Annotated in this window: 22 protein-coding genes; 13 read left to right on the top strand and 9 right to left on the bottom strand. The window is 67.0% G+C overall.

All coding sequences use genetic code 11. The annotated features are described in order from the left end of the window. Positions 1-18: 18 nt before the first annotated feature. The 7 genes from AC1DIX_RS23640 (at position 19) to cysM (ending at position 5,904) form a co-directional block, all read left to right on the top strand. Positions 19-324 (top strand): integration host factor subunit beta, encoded by a 306-nt coding sequence (locus AC1DIX_RS23640; protein ID WP_008446215.1) that lies wholly within the window; start codon positions 19-21, stop codon positions 322-324. 175 nt (positions 325-499) lie between these two features. Further along, positions 500-802: a LapA family protein gene (locus AC1DIX_RS23635; RefSeq protein WP_230027580.1), complete on the top strand. Its 303-nt coding sequence runs from the start codon at positions 500-502 to the stop codon at positions 800-802. Between the two features lie 28 nt (positions 803-830). Further along, positions 831-2,006, top strand: a complete 1,176-nt coding sequence (gene lapB, locus AC1DIX_RS23630; RefSeq protein WP_477327868.1) for a lipopolysaccharide assembly protein LapB — start codon at positions 831-833, stop codon at positions 2,004-2,006. Positions 2,007-2,010: 4 nt separating this feature from the next. Then, the gene (locus AC1DIX_RS23625; protein WP_442123667.1) at positions 2,011-3,381 is read left to right on the top strand and encodes a UDP-glucose dehydrogenase family protein; all 1,371 of its coding nucleotides are present in this window, start codon (positions 2,011-2,013) and stop codon (positions 3,379-3,381) included. An 8-nt stretch (positions 3,382-3,389) separates the two neighbouring features. Beyond that, positions 3,390-4,397, top strand: coding sequence for a D-glycero-beta-D-manno-heptose-7-phosphate kinase (gene rfaE1 / locus AC1DIX_RS23620; protein WP_477327865.1), 1,008 nt, complete (start codon positions 3,390-3,392; stop codon positions 4,395-4,397). A gap of 98 nt (positions 4,398-4,495) precedes the next feature. Then, positions 4,496-4,849 carry a ComEA family DNA-binding protein gene (locus tag AC1DIX_RS23615; protein ID WP_477327863.1) on the top strand — a complete coding sequence of 118 codons (354 nt, stop codon included), beginning with the start codon at positions 4,496-4,498 and terminating at the stop codon, positions 4,847-4,849. Positions 4,850-5,001: 152 nt separating this feature from the next. After that, positions 5,002-5,904, top strand: coding sequence for a cysteine synthase CysM (gene cysM / locus AC1DIX_RS23610; RefSeq protein WP_442123670.1), 903 nt, complete (start codon positions 5,002-5,004; stop codon positions 5,902-5,904). 141 nt (positions 5,905-6,045) lie between these two features. Here the strand turns inward: cysM and AC1DIX_RS23605 are convergent, their stop codons facing one another. The 5 genes from AC1DIX_RS23605 to AC1DIX_RS23585 all read right to left on the bottom strand — a co-directional run bounded on the left by AC1DIX_RS23605 (position 6,046) and on the right by AC1DIX_RS23585 (position 11,977). Beyond that, positions 6,046-6,390 (bottom strand): hypothetical protein, encoded by a 345-nt coding sequence (locus tag AC1DIX_RS23605; protein WP_477327861.1) that lies wholly within the window; start codon positions 6,388-6,390, stop codon positions 6,046-6,048. Positions 6,391-6,843: 453 nt separating this feature from the next. Continuing rightward, a complete protein-coding gene (mltB, locus tag AC1DIX_RS23600) occupies positions 6,844-8,016 on the bottom strand; it encodes a lytic murein transglycosylase B (RefSeq protein WP_477327859.1) in 1,173 nt (390 codons plus the stop codon). Beyond that, the gene (locus tag AC1DIX_RS23595; protein ID WP_477327857.1) at positions 8,013-10,031 is read right to left on the bottom strand and encodes a transglutaminase TgpA family protein; all 2,019 of its coding nucleotides are present in this window, start codon (positions 10,029-10,031) and stop codon (positions 8,013-8,015) included. The genes mltB and AC1DIX_RS23595 overlap by 4 nt, the downstream gene beginning before the upstream one ends. Further along, positions 10,028-11,032, bottom strand: coding sequence for a DUF58 domain-containing protein (locus tag AC1DIX_RS23590; RefSeq protein WP_477327884.1), 1,005 nt, complete (start codon positions 11,030-11,032; stop codon positions 10,028-10,030). Before AC1DIX_RS23590 ends, AC1DIX_RS23595 begins: the two co-directional genes overlap by 4 nt. A gap of 24 nt (positions 11,033-11,056) precedes the next feature. Continuing rightward, on the bottom strand, positions 11,057-11,977 hold the full coding sequence (locus AC1DIX_RS23585; protein ID WP_477327855.1) for an AAA family ATPase: 921 nt from the start codon (positions 11,975-11,977) through the stop codon (positions 11,057-11,059). A 71-nt stretch (positions 11,978-12,048) separates the two neighbouring features. Here AC1DIX_RS23585 and AC1DIX_RS23580 point away from each other — a divergent pair, with 71 nt between their 5' ends. The 6 genes from AC1DIX_RS23580 (at position 12,049) to ylqF (ending at position 17,755) form a co-directional block, all read left to right on the top strand. After that, positions 12,049-12,978 carry a histone deacetylase family protein gene (locus AC1DIX_RS23580; protein WP_442123675.1) on the top strand — a complete coding sequence of 310 codons (930 nt, stop codon included), beginning with the start codon at positions 12,049-12,051 and terminating at the stop codon, positions 12,976-12,978. 56 nt (positions 12,979-13,034) lie between these two features. Further along, on the top strand, positions 13,035-13,922 hold the full coding sequence (locus tag AC1DIX_RS23575; protein ID WP_477254131.1) for a hypothetical protein: 888 nt from the start codon (positions 13,035-13,037) through the stop codon (positions 13,920-13,922). Between the two features lie 172 nt (positions 13,923-14,094). Continuing rightward, complete coding sequence (locus AC1DIX_RS23570; RefSeq protein WP_477327853.1) at positions 14,095-14,868, top strand: hypothetical protein; 774 nt, start codon at positions 14,095-14,097, stop codon at positions 14,866-14,868. Beyond that, positions 14,858-16,150, top strand: coding sequence for a choice-of-anchor X domain-containing protein (locus tag AC1DIX_RS23565; protein WP_477327851.1), 1,293 nt, complete (start codon positions 14,858-14,860; stop codon positions 16,148-16,150). The genes AC1DIX_RS23570 and AC1DIX_RS23565 overlap by 11 nt, the downstream gene beginning before the upstream one ends. Before the next feature lie 9 nt (positions 16,151-16,159). Further along, a complete protein-coding gene (locus AC1DIX_RS23560; RefSeq protein WP_477327849.1) occupies positions 16,160-16,777 on the top strand; it encodes a hypothetical protein in 618 nt (205 codons plus the stop codon). 57 nt (positions 16,778-16,834) lie between these two features. After that, positions 16,835-17,755, top strand: coding sequence for a ribosome biogenesis GTPase YlqF (gene ylqF / locus AC1DIX_RS23555; protein WP_442123700.1), 921 nt, complete (start codon positions 16,835-16,837; stop codon positions 17,753-17,755). Between the two features lie 21 nt (positions 17,756-17,776). On the opposite strand, the gene AC1DIX_RS23550 is transcribed toward ylqF, so the two are convergent. From AC1DIX_RS23550 to AC1DIX_RS23535, 4 genes are all read right to left on the bottom strand, one after another. After that, a complete protein-coding gene (locus AC1DIX_RS23550; RefSeq protein WP_477327847.1) occupies positions 17,777-18,190 on the bottom strand; it encodes a GNAT family N-acetyltransferase in 414 nt (137 codons plus the stop codon). A 3-nt stretch (positions 18,191-18,193) separates the two neighbouring features. Beyond that, on the bottom strand, positions 18,194-19,015 hold the full coding sequence (locus AC1DIX_RS23545) for a DODA-type extradiol aromatic ring-opening family dioxygenase (protein ID WP_477327845.1): 822 nt from the start codon (positions 19,013-19,015) through the stop codon (positions 18,194-18,196). A gap of 84 nt (positions 19,016-19,099) precedes the next feature. Further along, the gene (locus AC1DIX_RS23540) at positions 19,100-20,032 is read right to left on the bottom strand and encodes a hypothetical protein (RefSeq protein ID WP_477327843.1); all 933 of its coding nucleotides are present in this window, start codon (positions 20,030-20,032) and stop codon (positions 19,100-19,102) included. Continuing rightward, positions 20,029-22,117: M1 family metallopeptidase (locus AC1DIX_RS23535; protein ID WP_477327841.1), on the bottom strand; the 2,089-nt coding region annotated here is incomplete at its 5' end. The genes AC1DIX_RS23535 and AC1DIX_RS23540, both read right to left, overlap by 4 nt.

Below are 22,117 nucleotides of genomic sequence, written 5' to 3'. Positions count from 1 at the left end.
TAACCTGGGAACGCGCAGATGACCAAGTCCGAGCTGATCAACCGCCTGGCTGAACGTTATTCCCAGCTGGTGGCCAAAGATGCGGAATACGCTGTCAAGACCATCCTCGATGCGATGACCAACGCCCTGGCGACCGGCCAGCGCATCGAGATCCGCGGTTTCGGCAGCTTCGCGCTGAACAGCCGGCCGCCCCGCATCGGACGCAATCCGAAGTCCGGCGACAAGGTGATGGTGCCCGAAAAACGGGTGCCCCACTTCAAGCCGGGCAAGCAGTTGCGCGAGCGGGTCGACGCGATGGTCGGGCAACCGATCATCGAAGACTGAGTCGTCTGCCGTTTGGCGGACAGAAACGGCGTCTCTTCGGAGATGCCGTTTTTTTTATGCCTGCCTATCCCTCGTCCCCGCCTGCGCGGAACGACGGATAGGCCCGCCTTTTGAAAACTCGTCTCAAATATGCGACACTGCGCCTTTGTAGCCACTCCTGACAGGACCTAATGAGATGAAGATCGTTTCAGCCATCCTTGGATGCATCCTGTTCGTCCTCTTTTTCGGCTTCGCCCTCAAGAACACCGATCAGGTGGACCTGCATTTCTTCCTGGGCTATGAACTGCGCGGACCGCTGGTATTGATGCTGCTGGCCTTCTTCATCGCCGGCGCCTTCCTCGGCATCCTGGCGGTGACGCCCACCGTGTTCCGCCACCGCCGCGAAAGCTCCCAGCACAAGAACACCATCCAGGCCCTGCAGAGCGCCGCCGGCACCGCCGCCAGCGCCCCGCAACCCGACAGCGTCACCCCGCGCTGAACCGTCGTAACAACAGAATAAGAATCACATGGAATTTGAAATCTGGTGGCTGCTCGGCATCCCCGTCTTTTTTGCCCTCGGCTGGATCGCCGCCCGCGTCGACATCAAGCAACTCGTGTCCGAATCGCRCAGCCTGCCACGCGGCTACTTCAAGGGCCTGAACTTCCTCCTCAACGAGCAGCCCGACAAGGCGATCGACGCCTTCATCGAGATCGTCAAGCTGGATCCCGAAACCGCCGAGATGCACTTTGCGCTCGGTAACCTGTTCCGCCGCCGCGGCGAGACCGAGCGCGCCATCCGCGTCCACCAGAACCTGCTGTCGCGTCCCGACCTGCCGATCGAGCAGCAGGTGCACGCCCAGTACGAACTCGGCATGGACTACCTGAAGGCCGGCCTGCTGGACCGCGCCGAGGAAACCTTCAACCTGCTGGTCGACACGCAATACGGGGTGCAGGCCCGGCGCGCGTTATTAGAAATTTTCCAGCGCGAAAAGGAATGGCGCCGCGCGATCGCCGCCGCCGAGGGCCTGCAGGAATCCGGCGCCGGCGCCCAGCACAAGGAAATCGCCCAGTTCTACTGCGAGCTGGCCCAGGATGCGCTGGTGCACATGCAGCCGGCCGACGCCATGCAGCTGCTCGACAAGGCCCTGCAGGCCGACCGCAAGAGCGTGCGCGCGACCATGCTGTACGGGGATGCCCAGACCGCCCAGGGCGACATCGAAGGCGCCCTCAAGACCTGGCGCCGCGTCGAGCAGCAGAGCGTGCCCCATGTGGCCCTGGTGGCGGCCCGCCTGATGGACGGCTACCGCAAGGTCGGCCGCCCCCAGGAAGGCGTGAACCTGCTGCGCTCCTACCTGGCGGAAGCGTCGTCGATTGATCTGATCGAGGTGGTGTTCAAGGCCGTCATCGAACTGAACGGCGTGGACGCTGCCAAACAGCTGGTGGTCGAAGAACTGCGCCGCAATCCGACGCTGCTCGGCCTGGACAAACTGCTCGAAGCACGCCTCATGGATGCGCCGGCGAATGTCTGGGAAGAGCTGTCGATGGTGAAGAACCTCGTCCACGGTTATACGCAGAAGCTCGCACGCTACCAGTGCAGCCACTGCGGTTTCAAGGCCCGCCAGTACTATTGGCAATGCCCTGGATGCAGCAAGTGGGAGACCTACCCGCCGCGCCGCACCGAAGAACTCAATGTGATGAATTAAGAATATGAAGATTACGATTATCGGCACCGGCTACGTCGGTCTCGTCACCGGCGCCTGCCTGGCGGAACTCGGCAACGATGTGTTCTGTCTCGACGTCGACCAGCGCAAGATCGACCTGCTCAACAACGGGGGCATCCCCATCCACGAACCCGGCCTGGAAGAGATCGTCGCGCGCAACCGCGCCGCCGGCCGCCTGCATTTCTCGACCGACGTCGCCGCCAGCGTGGCCCACGGCCAGCTGCAGTTCATCGCCGTCGGCACCCCGCCGGACGAAGACGGCTCGGCCGACCTGCAGTACGTGCTGGCCGCCGCCCGCAACATCGGCCGCCACATGGACGGCTTCAAGGTCATCGTCGACAAGTCGACCGTGCCGGTGGGCACCGCCGACCGCGTCTCCGCCGCGATCCGTGAGGAGCTGGCGGCGCGCGGCAAGAGCGGGGCCGAGTTCTCGGTGGTCTCGAACCCCGAGTTCCTGAAAGAGGGCGCCGCGGTCGAGGACTTCATGCGTCCGGACCGCATCGTCATCGGCCTCGACGACACCCCGGCGGGCAGCCGCGCCCACGAGCTGATGAAGCTGCTGTACGCACCCTTCAACCGCAACCACGAGCGCACCTACTGGATGGACGTGCGTTCGGCCGAGTTCACCAAGTACGCCGCCAACGCCATGCTGGCGACCCGCATCTCCTTCATGAACGAGCTGGCCAACCTGGCCGACAAGGTGGGCGCCGACATCGAAGCGGTGCGCCACGGCATCGGTTCCGACCCGCGCATCGGCCACAGCTTCCTGTACGCCGGCGCCGGCTACGGCGGCTCCTGCTTCCCGAAGGACGTGCAGGCGATCGAGCGCACCGCGCGCCAGTACGGCCAGGAACTGCTGATCCTGAGCGCGGTCGAGGCCGTCAACGACCGCCAGAAGCAGGTGCTGGGCCGCAAGGTCGTGGCCCGCTTCGGCGAGGACCTGTCCGGCATGCGCTTCGCGGTCTGGGGCCTGGCCTTCAAGCCGAACACCGACGACATGCGCGAAGCGCCGTCGCGCGTGCTGCTGGCCGAGCTGATCGAACGCGGCGCCACCGCCACCGTGTACGACCCGGTGGCGATGGAAGAGGCGCGCCGCGTGCTGGCCCTCGACCTGGATGAGGAAAAGCTGTCCCGCATCGGCTTCGCCGAGGCGCCGATGGAGGCGCTGGATGGCGCCGAGGCGCTGCTGATCGTCACCGAGTGGAAAGCCTTCCGCAGCCCCGACTTCGAGCAGATCAAGGCGCGCCTGAAGCAGCCGGTGATCATCGACGGCCGCAACCTGTACGAGCCGGCCCTGATGACCAGCCAGGGCATCGAATACCACGGGATCGGCCGTTCGGTCCTGACCAGCAAGTGAGGACAGCGATGTCGAGCTACAAGGACATTCCCAGCCGCCTGCTGCCGACCGACAGCTACCGCCAGGCCGAGGCGCCGCAGCTCGAGAGCGTGCGCCTGCTGGTGGTCGGCGACGTCATGCTCGACCGCTACTGGTTCGGCGACGTCTCGCGCATCTCGCCCGAAGCCCCGGTGCCGGTGGTGCGCATCGAGCGCCGCGAAGCCCGCCTGGGCGGCGCGGCCAACGTGGCGCGCAACGCCGCCGCCCTCGGCGCCCACTGCGGCCTGCTGGGAGTGGTCGGCAACGACGAGGCCGGCGACGAGGTCGAGCAGATCCTGCGCGATTCCAGCATCGATACCTACCTGAAGCGGGACGAGCAGATCTCTACCATCGTCAAGCTGCGCGTGATCGGACGCCAGCAGCAGATGGTGCGCATCGACTTCGAAGAGGCGCCCAGCGAGACCACGCTGCGCGACAAGCTGACCCAGTTCAAGGCCATCCTGCCGGACTACGACGTCATCATCTTCTCCGACTACAACAAGGGCAGCCTGGTGAACGTGGCCGAGATGATCCGCATGGCGCGCGCGGCCGGCAAGACCGTGATGGTCGACCCCAAGGGCGACGATTTCACGCCCTATGCCGGCGCCACCATGCTGACCCCGAACAAGTCGGAACTCAAGCGCATCGTGGGCAGCTGGAAGACCGAGGAACAGCTCGCCGAGAAGGCCCAGAGCCTGCGCGAGAAGCTGGGTCTCACCGCGCTGCTGCTGACCCGTTCGGAAGAGGGCATGAGCCTGTACACCGCCGACGAGGTGYTGCACGTGCATGCCGACGCCCGCGAGGTGTTCGACGTCTCCGGCGCCGGCGACACCGTGATCGCGACCATGGCCGCGATGCTGGGCGTGGGCGCGCCGCTGGCGGAAGCCCTGGCCACCGCCAACCGTGCCGGCGGCATCGTGGTCGGCAAGCTGGGTACGGCCACCGTCACCCGCGACGAGCTGTTCGCGCACCGCCGCCGCACCGACGCCGGCACTTGAGCTTTGCCAAAGGCCGGGCGTCAACGCCCGCCGGGCTGGTCCGTTAATGGATGCGGGCGGCGCTCGCCGTCCACATACAAACCAACGGAGAAGACCAGATGATCAAGAAACTGTTCCTTGCAATCGCCGCGCTGGCGGCGTCGGTCAACATCGCATTCGCCCAGGTCGACGTCAACAAGGCCGATGCCGCGGCACTGGACTCGGTGAAGGGCGTCGGTCCCGTCATGTCGAAGACCATCATCGACGAACGCGCCAAGGGCGAGTTCAAGGACTGGGCCGATTTCCAGAAGCGCGTGAAGGGCGTCGGCGAGAAGCGCGCCGCCAAGCTGTCCGAAGCCGGCCTGCAGGTGAACGGCAAGTCCAAGGAAGGCGCGGCAATGGCTGCGCATTCCGGCGCGCCGATGGCCAAGGCCGATGACAAGGCTGCCAAGCCGGCCAAGGCTTCCAAGTAAGCCTCGTAGGGTGGGCTCGCCTTTCAGTCCACTGGACTGAAGGCCCCACCCTACATTGCTTCGAATCACGCTCTCTGCGGGCGGCGCCATACGCCGCTGTTGATCTCGGATTAGAATGGCGTTTTGAKATCGCAAGAAAGCAGACGCAACCCATGGCATACAAGACCATCCAGGACACGATCGGCAACACCCCGCTGGTGCAGCTGGTCCGCATTCCCGGCGCCGACGCCGCGGCCCGCAACAACGTCATTCTCGGCAAACTCGAAGGCAACAATCCGGCAGGTTCGGTGAAGGACCGCGCGGCGATGTCGATGCTGCGCGGCGCCGAGGAGCGCGGCCAGATCAAGCCGGGCGACACCCTGATCGAAGCGACCAGCGGCAATACCGGCATCGCGCTGGCGATGGCGGCCGCCATCCGCGGCTACAAGATGCTCCTGATCATGCCGGACAACCTGTCGGTCGAACGCCGCCAGAGCATGGCCGCCTACGGCGCCCAGATCATCCTGACCCCGAAGACCGGCGGCATGGAATATGCGCGCGATCTCGCCGAGCAGATGCAGAAGGACGGCAAGGGTATCATCCTGGACCAGTTCGCCAACCAGGACAATCCGCGCGCCCACTACGAGACCACCGGTCCCGAGATCTGGCGCGATACCGAAGGCCGCATCACCCATTTCGTCAGCGCGATGGGCACGACCGGCACCATCATGGGCGTGTCGCACTACCTGAAGGAACGGAACGAGGCGATCCGCATCATCGGCGCCCAGCCGGAAGAGGGCTCGTCGATTCCCGGCATCCGCAAATGGCCGGAAGCCTATCTGCCGAAGATCTTCGACAAGGCGCGTGTCGACCAGGTCGAGAACGTGACCCAGGCTGCTGCGGAACAGATGGCGCGCCGGCTGGCGGCCGAGGAGGGGATCTTCTGCGGTATTTCCGCGGCCGGGGCCTGCGAAATCGCGTTGCGCATTTCGCAGACCGTGGAGAACGCGACGATCGTGTTCGTCGTCTGCGACCGCGGCGATCGTTATCTGTCGACGGGTGTGTTCCCCGCCTGATTGGCTGGATGTCTTTTTCCCGGCGCGAGGTCTGGGCGCTGGGTGTCTCCCCTCACGAGGATGAACTGGCGAAGCTGGCAATACAAATGCTGGTGCCGGTGCGGCGGCACGTGTGGCCGCCGTCCGTAGTCGCGCCCACGGTTATTCTGCGCTGGCGGCTGCGTTGCTGTCCTTGTCCTTCGGCTTGAACTGCTTGTCGCTGATGCGGAATTTCGCACGGCGGTCGCCCATCAGGTAGCGCAGGTCGCGGATCGACAGGTCGCTGACTTCGTGCATGCGGATCAGCAGCGAGGCGCCGACCGGCAGGCGGTGGTGGCGGATCTTCGAGATGACCGGCGGCGCAACTTCCAGGGCGCGGGACAGGGCTGCGTCGTTCTTCAGGCGCAGGTTCTCGATCAGGGTGTCGAGCAGGCGGTTCGGGTTGTACTGCAGCAGTTCGTCATTCTCCGAATCGCTGTTCATATCAATGCCGACTTGGTTCGTCATGATGTCACTATTCCTATTTTTGGGTTTAAGGGAGCTCGTTAGCGGCTCTACTCTATTATCACAACAAAGTTTCGAAAATTTCTACTAAATTATACAACTTTTTCAAATTTAGTACTTAAGAGCAATAACTATCAGGCGTAACTGCTTAATTCGTTGTCTTGCTGCAACAATAGCCGCAATGCAATTCTCTCACAAACTCACTGAAAAAATAATTGCTTTTTATTTAAACTTAAGTGTAAAGCAATCCTCGATGCGCTGCCGCACGTTTCCAAAAAGCATGTAGAAACACCAAGAAATATGGGGGTATCGGGGTGAAAGGTCTGTTTCCTCGGAGAACTACGTCCAGGAAAACAGCATACCCCAGGGAGTATATCGTTGTCAGTACTGCATTAGCTCAGCATTAACACTGTTGTACCGTTACAAACGGATACAAAGTTTCTAGCTGGTTAAGGGTCACATACCCCGTGCCAAACGCACCGCGCGGCCCAGTTCGATCACCGACATGGCATAGAAATAACTGCGATTGTACTTTGTGATTGCAAAGAAATTAGCATTTGCGACCCAGTACTCGGTCGGGGCGGCGCCATTCTGCAGGTCGATCAGGCCGTACTGGCGCTGTTCCGGCAGCGGCGTCCGCGTGACGACGCCGGCGCCGCGCAGCTCGGCCGGCTCGTAGCGGGCCTCGAGTCCGCCCAGCAGCGGCTCCCAGGCAAGGCTCGGCGCGACTTCGGCCGGCAAGACCGAGGGACCGGTCGCATTCCGGTCCCAGCCATGGTTGACCAGGAAGTTGGCCACGCTGCCGATCGCGTCGGCGGCCGAGTTGCGCAGGTCGACGATGCCGTCGCCGTCGAAGTCGACGCCGTATTTCAGGATATTGCCGGGCATGAACTGCGGCATGCCGACCGCGCCGGCAAACGAGCCGAGCAGCGAGAAAGGATCGATGTTTTCCTTGCGCGCCAGCACCAGGGTCTTTTCCAGCTCGCTGCGGAAGAACTGCATGCGGTCGTTGCGGTTCGGCGATTCCGGATAGGCGAAGGCGAGGGTGGTCAGCACGTCCACCACGCGGAAGCGTCCGGTGTCGCGGCCATAGATGGTCTCGACGCCGATGATGCCGACGATGATCTCGGCCGGCACCCCGTAGATCGCCTCGGCGCGTTCCAGCAGGGCCGCGTTCTCGTTCCAGAAGCGGACCCCGGCATTGATGCGGATCGGTTCGATGAAGCGCTCGCTGTAAGCCTGCCAGTTCTTCGGCTTGCCCGGCGGCGCCGGTTTCACCAGCTGGACCGCGGAGTCGATGAAGCGGGTCTTGGCCACCAGTGCGTCCAGCGCCGCGCGGTCGAAGTTGTGGCGGCTGACCATCTCGTCTTCGAAATCGCGTACCGCCTGCCATTCGCCGAAGGCGACCTGTTCGCCGTCATAGTCGATCGCCGGACGCTTGGGCGCCGGCGCGGCTTTCGCGGCCGTGGCTTTGGCCTTGGCTTTTTTGCCAGCCTTGGCGGATTTGGACGCCTTGGACGCCTTGGCCGACTTGGCGCCGGCATGGTGGATCGAGGAGGCGGCGGCGGCGTGGGACGCGTGCCCGGCGCCGATGGCGAGGGCAAGCAGCAGCGGTACAAAAGATTTCATCGAACTCGGGACAGCAACTCTTTCAGGATAGTCGGCAGGCCGGCGCCATGCGGCTGGGACTGCGTGGGCGGCGCATAGCGCCAGGCGCTGTAGCGGCGCAGGAATTCGGCCGCGGCGGCCTTCGGTCCGGAGGCCAGCTCGGCGCCGGCGACACGCGCGGCATATGCCGTCGGGCCTTCGTCCGGCGCACGCGGCAGGCCCAGTTGGCCGAGGCGGTGGCACAGGGCCGAGTATAGCTTATCGACCGGGTCCATCCGCTGTTGCCGCGACAATTTTCCTGCGATCAACAACAGCGCGCATCCCAGGGCCAGCAGGGCCGCGCTGCGCCAGCCGAACAGATTGTCCTGCAGGCTTTCCAGCAAGGCATGCTGGCGCTGCGGCGTGTAGTTCAGCACCCACTGGTTCCAGCCATTGTTGGCGGCGGCGATCGCAAAGCGAACCCTGGCCAGCAGCGAACCGGGGGCCGGCTGCATCAGGCGCCCCAGGCCTTCGATGCCGAAGGGCGCCGGCGCCGGCAGCGCGCGCGCCAGGCTGCGCTGCACGCGCTCCGGCGCGACCGCGGCGGTGGGGTCGACCCGCACCCAGCCCTGTCCCTGCAGCCAGACCTCGGCCCAGGCATGGGCGTCCGACTGGCGCACCGTGAAGTAGCCGTCGATCGGATTCAGTTCGCCGCCCTGGTAGCCGGTCACCACGCGCGCCGGGATGCCGGCCGCGCGCATCAGGAACACGAAGGCGCCGGCAAAGTGCTCGCAGAAGCCGGCGCGGGTGGTGTACAGGAATTCGTCGACGGCGTCGCCGCCGAGCAGGGGCGGCTGCAGCGTGTAAGCATAGCCGCCGGTGGAGAACTGGCGCAGCACCGCCTGCACCCGCTGCATGGGTTCCGGATAGTCCTGGCGCAGGCGCTCGCCGGCGGCCAGCGTCTTYGGGTTGCGGCCGTAGGGCAGCTGCAGCCACTGGTAGGCATTGTCGAGCGGAGCGTCGGCCTGCAGGCTGAAGTCGACATAGGATGAGAGCTCGTAGCGGATCCGCTCGCGTACCGGATTTGACGCCTGCAGCTCCAGGTCGGGCGTCACGCTGGCGGCGTCGCCGGACATCTGCGGCAGGGCGCGCGGCATCTCGAGGGCGAACAGCCAGCGCGTGTTCGAGGGTTCCATCGTGACCTGGTAGTGCAGCGGCGCGCCGCGCACCGAGATCGACACGGATTGCGGCGCCTTGCGCCCGAAATGCGGACGCGGCAGCAGGCGGGTCCAGGTGCGGCCGTCGTAGGCGCCCAGTACCGGGCCGCGCCAGTAGAGCTGCGGCTGGGCCGGCGGCGGGCCGTCGAACTTCACGCGGAAGGCCGGATCGTCCGATTGCGCCAGGTTCGAGAACTGGCCCGGCGCCATGCTGTCGGACAGGCCGCTGCGGGCACCGCGGGCATCCTCGGGCAGGCCCCACAAGGGCCCGTCGACGCGCGGAAACAGGAAGAAGCCGAGGGCCGCCAGCGGCGCCGCCAGCGCCAGGATCTTCGCGCCCATCAGCAGGCGGGTGCGCAAGGGAGGCACCACGCCGGTCAGCTGAAAGGACAGCTGGGTGGTCAGGAGGGCCACCACCGAGACCAGCATCAGCAGGGCGGTGCCGATGCTCTGCGAGTAGAAGAAATTCGTCAGCACCAGGAAGAAGCACAGGAACACCACCACGAACAGGTCGCGCCGCGCGTGCATCTCCAGCATCTTGAAGGCCACCAGCAGCACCAGCATCGCGACCCCGGCATCGCGCCCGAGCACCGTGTGATAGGTGTGCAGCACGCCCGCCATCGCAGCGATCGCCAGCGGCACCAGCACCAGGTTGGCCGGCATGCGCCGTCCCAGCAGGGTGAGCAGGGCGCGCCAGGCCAGGGTCGCGCCGCACAGCAGGGTCACCCAGGGCGGCAGGTGGGCGGTGTGTGGCAGCAGCACCAGCACCGTGCTGGCCAGCAGCAGCAGGGTGTCCTGCTTGTCGCGCGACAGCGGGAAAGCGGGGCGCAGGACTTTCATGTGGCCTCGGCGGCGCTGCCGTACAGCGCGAGCGCTTCCAGGCAGGCGGCCTGGTGTGCCGGCCCCAGCGCGGCCTCGATCCGCTGGCGGCCGAGCCGCAGCGCATAGGGCAGGGCGCGCAGTTCCGCCTCCAGCACCCAGCGCGCCAGGCGCGCCAGCTTCAGTTCGAGATCGAGCCGCGGCGGCAGCGCGTCGAGGTCGAGCACCAGCTCGTCCATCGAGCCGCCTTCGAACTGTTTGGTGACCAGCTGGCCGCCGAGTGCCGGGTCCAGCCGCGCGATGTGGCGCCAGGCCAGCTGGCGCAGCGGATCGCCCGGCTGGTAGCTGCGCACGCCGGCGAAGTCGTCGCTGCCGGCGCTCTTGACGCCGTCCGGACTCGGGTAGCCGCTGACCGGCAGCGGCGGCGCGTCCTGTTCGGGATAGGGATAGACCAGCGCGCGGCTATCGGGCTGCCAGTAGCTCCAGGCCTTGAACAGGCCGAGCGGGAAGCGGGTGGACAGGCGCACGCGCGGCGCCTTCATCCAGCCGCGCCGGCTGCTGGTGGCGGAGAGCACCACGCCGGTGCTCGAGCCGGCGGCGACGTCGACCGCATGGCGCGCATCATTGACGGTGTCGAGGTCGACCCAGAGCGCGTAGCGGGCCAAGCGGGTGCGGTTGGCCAGCAGCAGCTCGAAAGATGCTTCTTCGCCCGCGAACACCGCGCCGGCGCGGCCCGGGCGCAGGTGCAGGTGGGCCAGGTTGCGGTAGGTATGGATCATGTCGACCAGCGCGCAGGCGGCGGCCACGAAGGTCAGGCCGAAGCCCAGGCCCAGGCTGTAGTTGACCGAGCCGATCAGCAGCGCCAGCAGCAGGGCGCCGAAGCCGAGGCCGGCGCGGGTCGGCAGGATGTAGACGCGGCGCTGGCTCAGCTCGACCTCGCCGCGGTCGCGCGCGGTGGCGCGTTCGCGCCAGGTGCTGCGCCGTCCGCGCAGCCAGCCGAAGATGCGGACCCCGAGCGGCAGCCTGGTCAATGCCGCGTCCACCATTCAGACCGGCACCGACTTCTGCAGCTGCAGCACCAGGTCGCGGCTGGCGCTGCCGCCCCCATGCGCGGCCTTCAGCGGCCGCAGGCGGTGCGCGCAGACCGGCACCAGCAGGGTCTGGATGTCTTCCGGGATCACGTGGTCGCGTCCCYCCAGCGCGGCCCAGGCGCGCGCCGCCTGCAGCAGGGCCAGGGTGGCGCGCGGCGACAGGCCTTCGGCGAACAGCTTGCCGGAGCGCGATTCCTGGGCCAGGGCCTGCAGGTAGTCGATCAGCGCGCCGGAGGCATGGATGGCGCGCAGCGAGCGCTGGGCATCGAGCAGCTCTTCCGGCCGCATCACCGGCTGCAGGGTTTTCAGCATGGCGCGCCGGTCCTCGCCCATCAGCAGCGCGCGTTCGGCGCTGGCGTCGGGGTAGCCGAGGGACAGGCACATCAGGAAGCGGTCGAGCTGGGATTCCGGCAGCGGGAAGGTGCCGACCTGGTGCGCCGGATTCTGGGTCGCGATCACGAAGAAGGGTTCGGGTAGCAGCCGCGTGACGCCGTCGGCCGTGACTTGGCGCTCCTCCATCGCTTCCAGCAGGCCGGACTGGGTCTTGGGCGTGGCGCGGTTGATCTCGTCGGCCAGCAGTACCTGGGTGAAGATGGGCCCGGGATGGAACATGAAGCCGTTCTTCTCGCGCTCGTACACCGAGATGCCGGCCACGTCCGCCGGCAGCAGGTCGCTGGTGAACTGCACGCGGTTGAACTGCAGGCCCAGCGACAAGGCCAGGGCATGCGCCAGGGTGGTCTTGCCGACGCCCGGGACGTCGTCGATCAGCAGGTGGCCGCCGGCCAGCAGGCAGGTGAGGGCCAGGCGCACCTGCTGGTCCTTGCCCACCACGATCTGTCCGACCTGGCGCGCGGCGGAATGTAATTGTTTGAACATGGATGGCTTCTTCTCGTCGATCCGATGCGCATGGTAGATTAGCGTCATCGGCAATCTACCATGCGCAGCACATGAGCACAGCAATTTACAGCCACCCCGACTGTTCCCTGCACGAGATGGGCGACTGGCACCCGGAGACGCCGGCGCGACTGCAGGCGATCGAGGACCAGCTGATCCTGGCCCGGCTGGACGGCCTGGTCGAGCGCTGCGATGGCCCGCCGGCCGACGAGGCGGCGATCCTGCGCAACCACAGCCAGGGCGCGCTGGACCTGGTACGCGAGAACCTGCCCGCGGCCGGCGAACACTATCCGCTCGACGGCGACACCCTGCTGTGCAAGGACAGCTACCGCGCCGCCCTGCGCGCCGCCGGGCTGGCGCTGGCCGCCACCGACGCCGTCATCGCCGGCAGCATCGACAACGCCTTCTGCGCGATCCGCCCGCCCGGCCACCACGCGCGTCCCGGCGAGCCGATGGGCTTCTGCCTCTTCAACAACGTCGCCATCGCCGCCCGCCATGCGCTCGAGGTGCACGGCCTGGAGCGGGTCGCCATCGTCGACTTCGACGTCCATCACGGCAACGGCACCGACGAGTCCTTCCGCGACGATCCGCGCGTGCTGATGGCCAGCTTCTTCCAGCACCCTTTCTATCCGTACAGCGAGCCGACACCGGTGACGGCAAACAGCGTCAACATTCCGGTGCCGGCCTACAGCGGCGGCGACGCGGTGCGCAAGATCGTGCTGGAGCAATGGTTGCCGGCCCTGCATGCGCACCGTCCGCAGATGATCTTCATCTCGGCCGGCTTCGATGCCCATCGGGAAGACGACCTGGGCGGCATGGCCCTGGTCGAGGCCGACTATGCGTGGATCACCCACCGGCTGCTCGAGGTCGCGCGCACGCACGCAAGCGGACGCATCGTCAGCTGCCTGGAAGGGGGCTATAATTTATCCGCACTGGGCCGCAGCGTAGCGGTGCACGTCAAAGCGTTGGCCGATCTCGACTGAGAACCACCGCAACGCAGCGGTATCTAACCTCGACAAACCACTGGACTGGAGGGGATATGAAACTGCTGCGCACTTTCATGGCGCTGTGCCTGTTCGCACTCACCGCATCGGCGGCGAACCCGGCAGCGGCGACCAACTACAGTCTCTGGATCAACGGCCGCACCGGCGGCGGCGCCATCGGCAACTACAACAGCTGGAGCTACTGGGGCCTCGGCACCATCAATGCCGGCGTCAACAAGAAGTCCGTCAACTGGGACGGACGCAGCAGCATCGCCAGCCAGAGTGGCCTCATCCGCAACGCCCTCGACTGCTTCTGCACCGGGAACAACTGGTGCTATATCGCAACCCACAGCGCGGGCGACCTGATGATGGGCTACGTGCTGGCCAACTACGGCGGCTCGGCGCGCATGAAGAAGAACGCGGTGCCGAATGCCTCCGGCGTGTGCGGGAATGCGGGCGGTGGCGCGCAGGCCGGCTGGAACATCAAGTGGGTCCTCTCCGCGGCCGGTTCCGGCGGCGGTTCCGAGCTGGCCGACTACGGCGCCTGGACCACCTCGGAACCGCTGGTGCAGGACGTGAAGACCAGTACCGCGCGCGCCATGTACAACCACAATGCCACGCACAATATCTGGTTCTACATGTATGCCGGCGCCTCCGGCGGACCGGGCTCCTTCCTCCTGCCGGGCCAGGACGACGGCGTCGAGGCCTACCACAGTGCGGGCGGCATCTCGGGCAGTTCCGGCAGGTCGCTCTGTAATCCGCGCGACTGGTTCTGCAACGACCTCACGCTGGGGGTGGCGCCCAACGAGGGCGGCAGCACCAAGTGGGCCTACCACTCGGTGTCCTTCCGCGACGATCGCGAAGTCTACGGCCACTTCACGGAAGCGAGCTGGAGCGGCATCGTCTCGGTGATGCTGGGCACGATGGTCAACTATGCGCGCTAGCTCGAAATGAGGCCATTTTCGCCACACTCAGCAGTTTGGCTCGTGCGGTGTGACTTGTACATATGTCCCATCTACATTCGACTCGGCTCCCGCACGGTCGTGCGCTTTTTTGCGTACGCCTGTGTGGGCGGCACACGTAATCCAACGACGATAACGAACGAGTGGAGAAGAGATGAGACTGATACGCACGATACTGGCGGTGTGCCTGTTCGCGGTAGCGGGACTGGCATCGGCAACCAACTACACGTTATGGATCAACGGCCGCACAGGCGGCGGCACGATCGGTGACTACAACAGCTTCACCTACTGGGGCCCGTCGTCGACGGCGGCGGGCGTCAACAAGAAGGCCGTCAACTGGGACGGCTACAACAGCATCGCCTCGCAGAGCGGCCACATCCGCGATGCCCTCGATTGCTTCTGCACCGGGAACAACTGGTGCTATATCGCGACCCACAGCGCGGGCGACCTGATGATGGGTTACGTGCTGGCCAACTACGGCGGCTCGGCGCGCATGAAGAAGAACGCGGTGGCGAATTCCTCCGGCGTCTGCGGCAATGCGGACGGCAGCTCGCAGACCGGCTGGAACATCAAGTGGGTGCGCGCCGCCTCCGGCGCCGGCGGCGGCTCGGAGCAGGCCGACTACGGCTCCTGGGCGGTCTCCGATCCGCTCACCCAGGACCTCAAGACCGCCACCGCGCGCGCCATGTACAACCACAGCTCGGGCGGCGTCTCGGTCAGTTCGGGCGGCTCCTACTGCAACCCCAGCGACTGGCTGTGCAACGACCTGACCCTCGGTACCGCCGCCAACGAAGGCGGGTCGGCCAAGTGGAGTTACCACTCGGTGTCCTTCCGGGACGACAATGAGGCCTATAACCACTACACGAGCGGGAACTGGGCCGGCATCGTTTCCGTCGTCCGAAGTGCGATGGTGAACAGTGCGCTCTAACAAGCCACCGGAGAAAAAGCGCCGGCCGCCGAAGCCAAGGTCCGCACCGCGGCCCTGGCTGCGCCGGCTGGCACTGCCGGCCGTGGCGCTGGCGGTGCTGGCCGCGCTGGTCTGGAGCCTGATGGGCCATGGCGGCCCGGCGCCCGTCGCCACCGCGGCCCAGGCCCCGGCCCCGCAGGGCCGGGCCTTTTTCGATCCGGTGGGCGGGCAGGGCCTGCCGGCCGTCGACGAACGCGGCCAGCGCCGCCGCCAGCTGATCGAGAATGTCCGCCTGGCCGACCATACCTTTTGCAGCTACCGCGAGAGCAGCCAGTATCCGGTGGGCTCGCGCCCGATGGCCGAGAACGCCGACCAGAATCTTCCGAACGCGCCGGTCACCGACATGAACCCGATGCGCCTGCAGGGCGGCGGCGCGGACCGCGGCGTGCTGCTGCAGACCTCGCAGTCGCGGGTCTACATGGCGGCCAACGAGGCGGTGGCCTTCTCGCTGCGCGCCGTGGATGCCTCGAACCGGGTGCTGCCGCTGGTGGTCGCGCGCGCGCTCAGCCAGGGCATCACCTACGCCGGCGCGCGCCAGACGCCGCAGGTGAGCATCCCCTTCGCCGACGACGGCAACGGCGCCGATCCGGTGCCGAACGACGGCGCCTTCGCCGGCGTGCTGGCGCCCGCGCAGACCGGCCTGGCCGGCTTCAACGGCACCATCCGCACCCAGGTCAGCTATAACGTGAACGGCAAGAACGGCATGGTGGTGTTCGACGTGATCTACACGCCCGAGCTGCCCGCGGTCTGGACCGGCCAGGTCCGCGAAGCGGTCGAGAACGGCTCGCTCAGCTTCATCCTTCCGGTCGAGGTGCGCATGCCGGGGCGCTACATCATCAGCGGCCGGGTCGACGATGCGCGCGGCAAGCCCTTCGCCCTGCTGACCTTCAACGAGCTGCTCGGCCCCGGTCCCAACGAGGTCAGGCTGACCATGTTCGGCAAGCTGATGCGCGACCAGGACGCGGCTCTGCCGCTGACCCTGCGCGACGTCGACGGCTATCTGCTGAAGGAAAACACGGACCCCGACCGCGCCCTGATGCCTCGCCTGGAAGGCAAGGTCTTCACCAGCAAGAACCATCCGCTGAAGGGCTTTTCGGACGCTGAATGGCAGAGCGAGGAGCGCAGCCGCTACCTGACCGAGTTCGGCAAGGACGTCAAGCTGGCGAAGAAGGAACTGGAGGTCTTCGACCCCAGCCAGCCCGCGCCGCCGAGCGAGTGCGCCACCAAGCCGGTAGCGCGATAGAATGTGCCAATGGCAGATTCGACGTTCAGCTACGACAAGCAATTTCAACTGAGTGCCCTGGCGGCATTGCCGCCGGCGGCGCGGCAGGCCTGCGCGGCGGCGGCCGCGACCCGGCTCATGCCGGCCTGTGAGCGCTTCGCTTCGATGCAATCGACCGGCAAGGAGGGCCGCGCGCGCGAGATCGTCGCCGAGCTCTGGCAAGCCATCCTGACCGGCGACGCCGGCCAGCAGCCCTGGCCGGCCATCCTCGATGAAGTCATGGCCATGATCCCGGGGCCGGAAGTGGAGGGCGGCTTGCTGGCGCAGATCGCCGAGGATGCGCTGGCCTCGCTGGCCTATGCGATCCGCTGCCTGCTGGTCGACGAGCCTTCCCAGGCCGAGTGGGCGGTGGCGCGCGAGTACGACTCCGCCGACCAGGCCGCGATCCGGCTCACCGGCGTGGTCCCGGATACCCCGAAAAAGGAGGCCAGGCTGCTGGCCCACCCGCTGATCCAGCGTGCGCTCGGACGCCAGCGCGCCGACCTGGCCCTGCTGCGCCAGGGCGATGTCGCCGAGCTGTTGCGCCAGGCCGTGGCGAACCCGAGCTTCAGCGAACATGAGCTCGAGGGCTTCTCCAGCGTAAAATAGCGCCTTGTACGCAGATTATTGAGAATAAGTATGTCGATTCAATGGTTCCCGGGCCACATGGCCGCTGCCCGCAAACAGGCCGCGGAGCAGATGGAAAACACCGATGTGGTCATCGAGGTCCTTGACGCGCGCTTGCCGGAGGCGAGCAGCAACCCGATGGTCGAGCAGTTGCGCAAGTTCCGCAACCGTCCCTGCCTGAAGGTCCTGAACAAGACCGACCTGGCCGACCCCGTGGCAACCGCCGCCTGGGCCGCCTGGTATGACGCCCAGGAAGGCGTGAGCGCCTATCCGATGACGACCAAGAAGCCGTCCGACGTCGCCCGCATCCCCGAACTGTGCAAGGCGCTGGCCCCGCACCGCGGCGTGCCGACCAAGCCGCTGCGCATCATGATCATGGGGATCCCGAACGTCGGCAAGTCGACCCTGATGAACGCGCTGCTGAAAAAGCGCGTGGCCAAGGTCGGCGACGAACCGGCCGTCACCAAGGCCCAGCAGAAGATCTACCTGGACAAGTTCACGGTGCTGGTCGACACCCCCGGCATGCTGTGGCCGAAGATCGCGATGGACAGCGACGGCCTGATGCTGGCCGCCAGCCACGCGGTCGGCACCAATGCCGTGATCGAGGAAGAAGTGGCCGAGTTCCTGGGCGGCTTGCTGCTGCAGCGCTACCCCCAGCTCCTGACTGCCCGCTACGGCCTCAAGACCGAGGGCATGGACGGTGTCGGCGTGATCGAGGGCGTGGCCGCGCGCCGCGGCTTCCGCGTGCGCGGCGGCGACTACGACTACGAAAAGGCGGCCCACGTGCTGCTGCAGGATTACCGCCAGGGCGCGCTGGGCCGCATCAGCCTCGAGACGCCGGCGACCCGCGCGGCGGCGCTCGAGCAGCACCGCATCGACATGGAAGAGAAGGCGCGCATCGCGGAGGAGAAGGCCGCGCGCAAGGCCGAAGAGGCGGCGCGCGGCAAGCGCGGCACCTGAGTCCTGCTCAGGTCTCCGTCATCAGCCCACGGCCCGGCGCATGAGCCTGGGCGAATCGCCGACCGGCTCGAAGCCGAAGCGGCGGTACAGCCCGTGCGCATCGGCGGTCGTCAGCATCAGCGAGCCCACGCCTTCCTGCTCGAGCCGCTCGAGCATGGCGGCGACCAGCAGCTTGCCGAGGCCGCGGCCGCGGTATTCCGACAGCACGAAGATGTCCTTCAGGTAGCCGAACGAAGCCAGATCGGTGACGACGCGCCCGAAGGCGGCGAATTCGCCGTCGAGACAAGCCACGAAGCACAGCGAATTGGCCAGCGCCTTGCGGACGAATTCAAGCGATATGCCTTTCGACCAGTAGGCCTCTTCGGCCAGGAAGCGGTGGATCTGCCTCAGCTCGGCGTCAAGCACCGTATTCGAGACCGTGAAATCGCCGCCCATGCCTCAGCCTTCTCCCGGCGCGTTTCCGAAGCGGAAGCTCGACACCGTCAGCGCGCCGAAGAAGGCGTCTTCGTGATACACGCAGGCGGCCTGTTCCTGCTCGGCCGCGCCCAGCGCCACCCACAGCGGCACCAGGTGGTCCTCGCGCGGATGCGCATGGCGCGCAAAGGGCGCCTCGCTCCAGTTCAGCAGGGCCTGTTCGCGGTCGGTGGGGGAGAGTTCCAGCAACACGTGCTGCAGCCAGGTGTCGAAGGCATGCGAGGCCAGCGCGCCGCCGGGGCCGAACTGGCGCAGGTTGTGGAAGGACAGGCCGCTGCCGACGATCAGCACGCCTTCGTCGCGCAGCGGCGCCAGCGCGCGGCCGGCGGCCAGGTGCACGGCCGGATCGTAGCCATGGCGGATCGACAGCTGCACCACCGGCATGTCGGCTTCCGGATAGACCGGGTAGAGCATCGAGAAGGTGCCGTGGTCGAAGCCGCGCTCCGGGTCCAGGGCGGCCGGATGGCCGGCGGCGCCGAGCAGGTCGGCCACGCGGGCGGCCAGTCGAGGATCGCCCGGCGCAGGGTACTGGATCTGGTAGGTGTGCGGCGGGAAGCCGCCGTAGTCGTAGATCATGCCGGGTGCCGGATTGCTGGACACCATGAACTGTTCGGTCTCCCAGTGGCTGGTCACCACCAGCACCGCCTTCGGCCGCTCGCCGGCCTGGCGCTTCATGTCGACCAGCGAGGCTTCCAGGCGGTCGTAGGCGCCGCCGTACTGGCCCTTCATCCAGGGCCAGGGACCGCCTCCGTGCGAGACGAAATAGGTGGGCAGGCGGGTGGGCATGGGGGCTCCTCGGCGGACGGTGAAAGCACCATGGTAACGCAGCCGTCGTTCCCGCGCAGGCGGGAGCGACGGTTTGAAGCTAGCTCACTGCGGACGGGCCCGCACCAGCGCCATCATCGCAAACAGCCGCGCGCTGCGCATCCAGCCCAGCACCAGCACCGCCAGTTGGGTCAGCAGGACCGCGCCGATCGTGCCGCCGGCGCCCAGTGCCGGCACCTGCACGCGCACTGCCGCCAGCAGCGCGGCCAGGACCAGGCCGATGCCGGTGACTATCACGTACACGCCCAGCAGCGAGAAGGGCCGGCGCAGCATCAGCCGTACGCCGCCCCACCAGGCCACGATGGCCGAGCGGCGCCGGCGTTCGTTGGCCAGCAGGGCGCGGCCGGCGTCGATGGTGGCGTGCATCAGCACGAACACCACCGTGGTGGCGATCAGCGCCAGATTCGAAGCATGCTCGGCATCGCTTTCCAGGATCGCAGTCTCGGCGGTCTTGCCGGCCAGCCTGAAGGCGATGCCGGCCACGATGCCCACGATGAGGAGCGGGACCGCGCTCCACACCATCATGCGGAACATGCGCGTGTATTCCTGGGCGCCGCCGGCCAGCAGCTCGCTGAAGCCGGGACGGCGGGGCGCCCGCGCCGCGTGGATGCTCATCCCCGCCAGCAGCGGCGACAGCAGCAGGGTCAGGCCCAGCGCGACGATGCCGCCGGCGCCGATCGCCGCGGCGAAGCGATCGCGCATGCTGCCCGCCAGGTCGGCGATCGCGATCATGTCGAGCTTGTCCGCCAGCTGGGCCGCATGGACGGAATGGTCGAGGTTGGCGCCCAGCATCTGCCACACCGGCAGGCTGGCGACGATGGTCGGCAGCAGCAGGAGCAGGGCCCACCACAGCAGCAGGCGCCATTGCAGCGCGGCGCGCATGGCGCCGAACAAGGGCCGCAGGCCATGGCGGCGGCGGGCGCCGGCGTTCTGCGGCGCCAGGGAGGGAGAGTCGAGGGTCTGGTCGGTGTGCATCATACGGTCGCGATCAGGCTGAGGAGATATTCGATGAAGGAGGACGCGTCCACGCCCCAGCGGCGCGAGGCGCTGGCGTCGGCCTTGAGGGTGCGGCTGTCGTCCAGCTTGTTGGCGTCGAGGTAGTGCAGGCGCTGCGGGTCGAGTTCGGCCGAGACGGCGCGCGCCGGCTTGACCCAGCTGAACTTGTGCCAGCTTTCGCCGGCGTCCCAGCGCACGGTTTCCACGCTGCCGTCGGCGAACTTTACGGCCAGGGTCTGCGGCACCGCGGCGCCGTAGCGGCGCAGCAGGACCTCGGTGCGGAAGGGGTAGGGGCCGAGGCCATCCTTCGCCTTCGGGTTGGCCTTGCTCCAGGCTTCGCGCGTCTTCTCGATGCGCTTGTCGAGGTCGGTCTGCTTGTCCTCGACCCAGCCGCTGCCCGCCTGGCGCGTGCCCGGCAGCGGCAGCTGTTCGCGGCTGCTGAAGTCGGCGATGCGGTCGTCGACCTTGGTCGCCGCATACACCTGCCGGGCGAATACCGATTCGACGGCGGCGCGCTGCCCGGTCACTTCGGCCAGGGTCTCGCGCAGGTCGGCGGTGCTCGGGTGGCGGAACTTCCAGCGCCGGTAGTATTCCTTGAAGGCGCGCTCCATCGGCTCCTTGCCGACGCGCGCCTCGAGGTCGCGCATCAGGGTCGCGGTGCGGCTGTAGACCGCGCCGATGTCCTGCAGGCGGTCGTAGGCGTTCTGTCCCGGCGCGTCGGCCGGGTCGTTGCGCGGCGTGCGCATGCGCTCGGCCGCGAAGGCGTCGAAGGCCGGCGTGATGCCGAGGCTGCGGGTGAAGGGTGTGCCGGCGTGGAGCTTCTGGCCGCGGTCGCGGAGCATGCGCAGGTCCCAGTACTCGTTCAGGCCTTCGTCCAGCACCGGTTCCTCGAACTCGTTATTCGCCAGGATGCCGTAGAAGTAGCCGTGGCCGAATTCGTGGATGGTGGTGAAGTCCAGCAAGTACTGGCTGGAGAGATCCGGCTCGACCTTCGCATAGCCTTCGACCGTGAAGAAGGTCGGGTATTCCATGCCGCCGGCTTCTACAGCATTGTGCGGCGGGATCACCACGGTGAGGGTCTTGTAGGGGTAGGGGCCGAGGGTGTTCGAGAAATAGCTCAGCGAATCCTTGGCGGCCTTCATCGCCGGCGCCGCGCTGGCCGCGTACTCGGGCGGATACAGCACGGTGACGGTGACGTTAGGGCTGCCCGGGCCGGTCCAGGTCTCGACCATCGGCTTCGCGCTGCGTTTATCCGCGGTCCAGGCGAAGTCGTGGACGTCGCCCTGCACATAGCGGTGGGTCAGCATGCCGTGCTGCTCGACGGGAGCGCCCTGCAGCTCGCCGGTGGCGCCGATCATGTAGTCCTTCGGCGCCGTGAGCCGCACGTCGAAGCTGCCGAAGTCGGCGTAGAACTCCGAGTTCAGGTGCATCTCGTGGGCGTTCCAGCGCGGCGTGGTGGCGCCGCGTTCGCCCGGCAGTTCCAGCACGCCGATCTTCGGGAACCACTGGCCCACCAGGTGGAAGCTGCCGAAGTAACCGGTGCGCGCCGTCACACGCGGCAGCTGGGTGTGGAAGTCGATGTCGAAGGTGGTCGAGGCGCCCGGCGCCACCGCGGCCGGCAGGTCAAAGCGCACCACGGTGTGGTCGGTGGTCGGGCCGTTGTCCGGATGGACGAAGGTCCAGGGCACGGTGGCCTCGCCCTGGGTCACGCCGCGCAGCGCGATGTGGCCCCACTCGCCCTCTTTGATGTCGACGCCGGAGCGGAAGGCGGTGCCGCGCTGGCGCTTCTCGGTGAAGAAGGTGCTGCCGGCGCCTTCGAAGGCGTTCATGTACAGGTGGACGTAGACGCTCTTCACCGCCACGCTGCTGCGGTTGCGCCAGGTGAGTTTTTCGCGGCCCGTCACGGTGTGCTTGACCGGGTCGAGGGTGGCGTCGATGTCGTAGTGGACCACGCGCTCGGACAGCGTCGTCTCGAGCCCGGTGCGTATGCCGCCCCAGGCGTTTGTTGCGCTTGCCACGGTGACGGCGGCCGCGTTCGGCGCCGCCAGCGGAATGCCAGCGGAATGC

The sequence above is a fragment of the Massilia sp. 05N420 genome (genome assembly GCF_056397205.1).
This window is presented reverse-complemented; position numbering and strand designations above follow the sequence as displayed.

Bases quoted from the DNA above. Each gene is read 5' to 3' on its own strand.
- AC1DIX_RS23640 (WP_008446215.1), top strand. From the start codon at position 19: ATGACCAAGTCCGAGCTGATCAACCGCCTGGCTGAACGTTATTCCCAG.
- AC1DIX_RS23635 (WP_230027580.1), top strand. From the start codon at position 500: ATGAAGATCGTTTCAGCCATCCTTGGATGCATCCTGTTCGTCCTCTTT.
- AC1DIX_RS23625 (WP_442123667.1), top strand. From the start codon at position 2,011: ATGAAGATTACGATTATCGGCACCGGCTACGTCGGTCTCGTCACCGGC.
- AC1DIX_RS23615 (WP_477327863.1), top strand. From the start codon at position 4,496: ATGATCAAGAAACTGTTCCTTGCAATCGCCGCGCTGGCGGCGTCGGTC.
- cysM (WP_442123670.1), top strand. From the start codon at position 5,002: ATGGCATACAAGACCATCCAGGACACGATCGGCAACACCCCGCTGGTG.
- AC1DIX_RS23605 (WP_477327861.1), bottom strand. From the start codon at position 6,390: ATGACGAACCAAGTCGGCATTGATATGAACAGCGATTCGGAGAATGAC.
- mltB (WP_477327859.1), bottom strand. From the start codon at position 8,016: ATGAAATCTTTTGTACCGCTGCTGCTTGCCCTCGCCATCGGCGCCGGG.
- AC1DIX_RS23580 (WP_442123675.1), top strand. From the start codon at position 12,049: ATGAGCACAGCAATTTACAGCCACCCCGACTGTTCCCTGCACGAGATG.
- AC1DIX_RS23575 (WP_477254131.1), top strand. From the start codon at position 13,035: ATGAAACTGCTGCGCACTTTCATGGCGCTGTGCCTGTTCGCACTCACC.
- AC1DIX_RS23570 (WP_477327853.1), top strand. From the start codon at position 14,095: ATGAGACTGATACGCACGATACTGGCGGTGTGCCTGTTCGCGGTAGCG.
- AC1DIX_RS23560 (WP_477327849.1), top strand. From the start codon at position 16,160: ATGGCAGATTCGACGTTCAGCTACGACAAGCAATTTCAACTGAGTGCC.
- ylqF (WP_442123700.1), top strand. From the start codon at position 16,835: ATGGCCGCTGCCCGCAAACAGGCCGCGGAGCAGATGGAAAACACCGAT.
- AC1DIX_RS23550 (WP_477327847.1), bottom strand. From the start codon at position 18,190: ATGGGCGGCGATTTCACGGTCTCGAATACGGTGCTTGACGCCGAGCTG.
- AC1DIX_RS23545 (WP_477327845.1), bottom strand. From the start codon at position 19,015: ATGCCCACCCGCCTGCCCACCTATTTCGTCTCGCACGGAGGCGGTCCC.
- AC1DIX_RS23540 (WP_477327843.1), bottom strand. From the start codon at position 20,032: ATGATGCACACCGACCAGACCCTCGACTCTCCCTCCCTGGCGCCGCAG.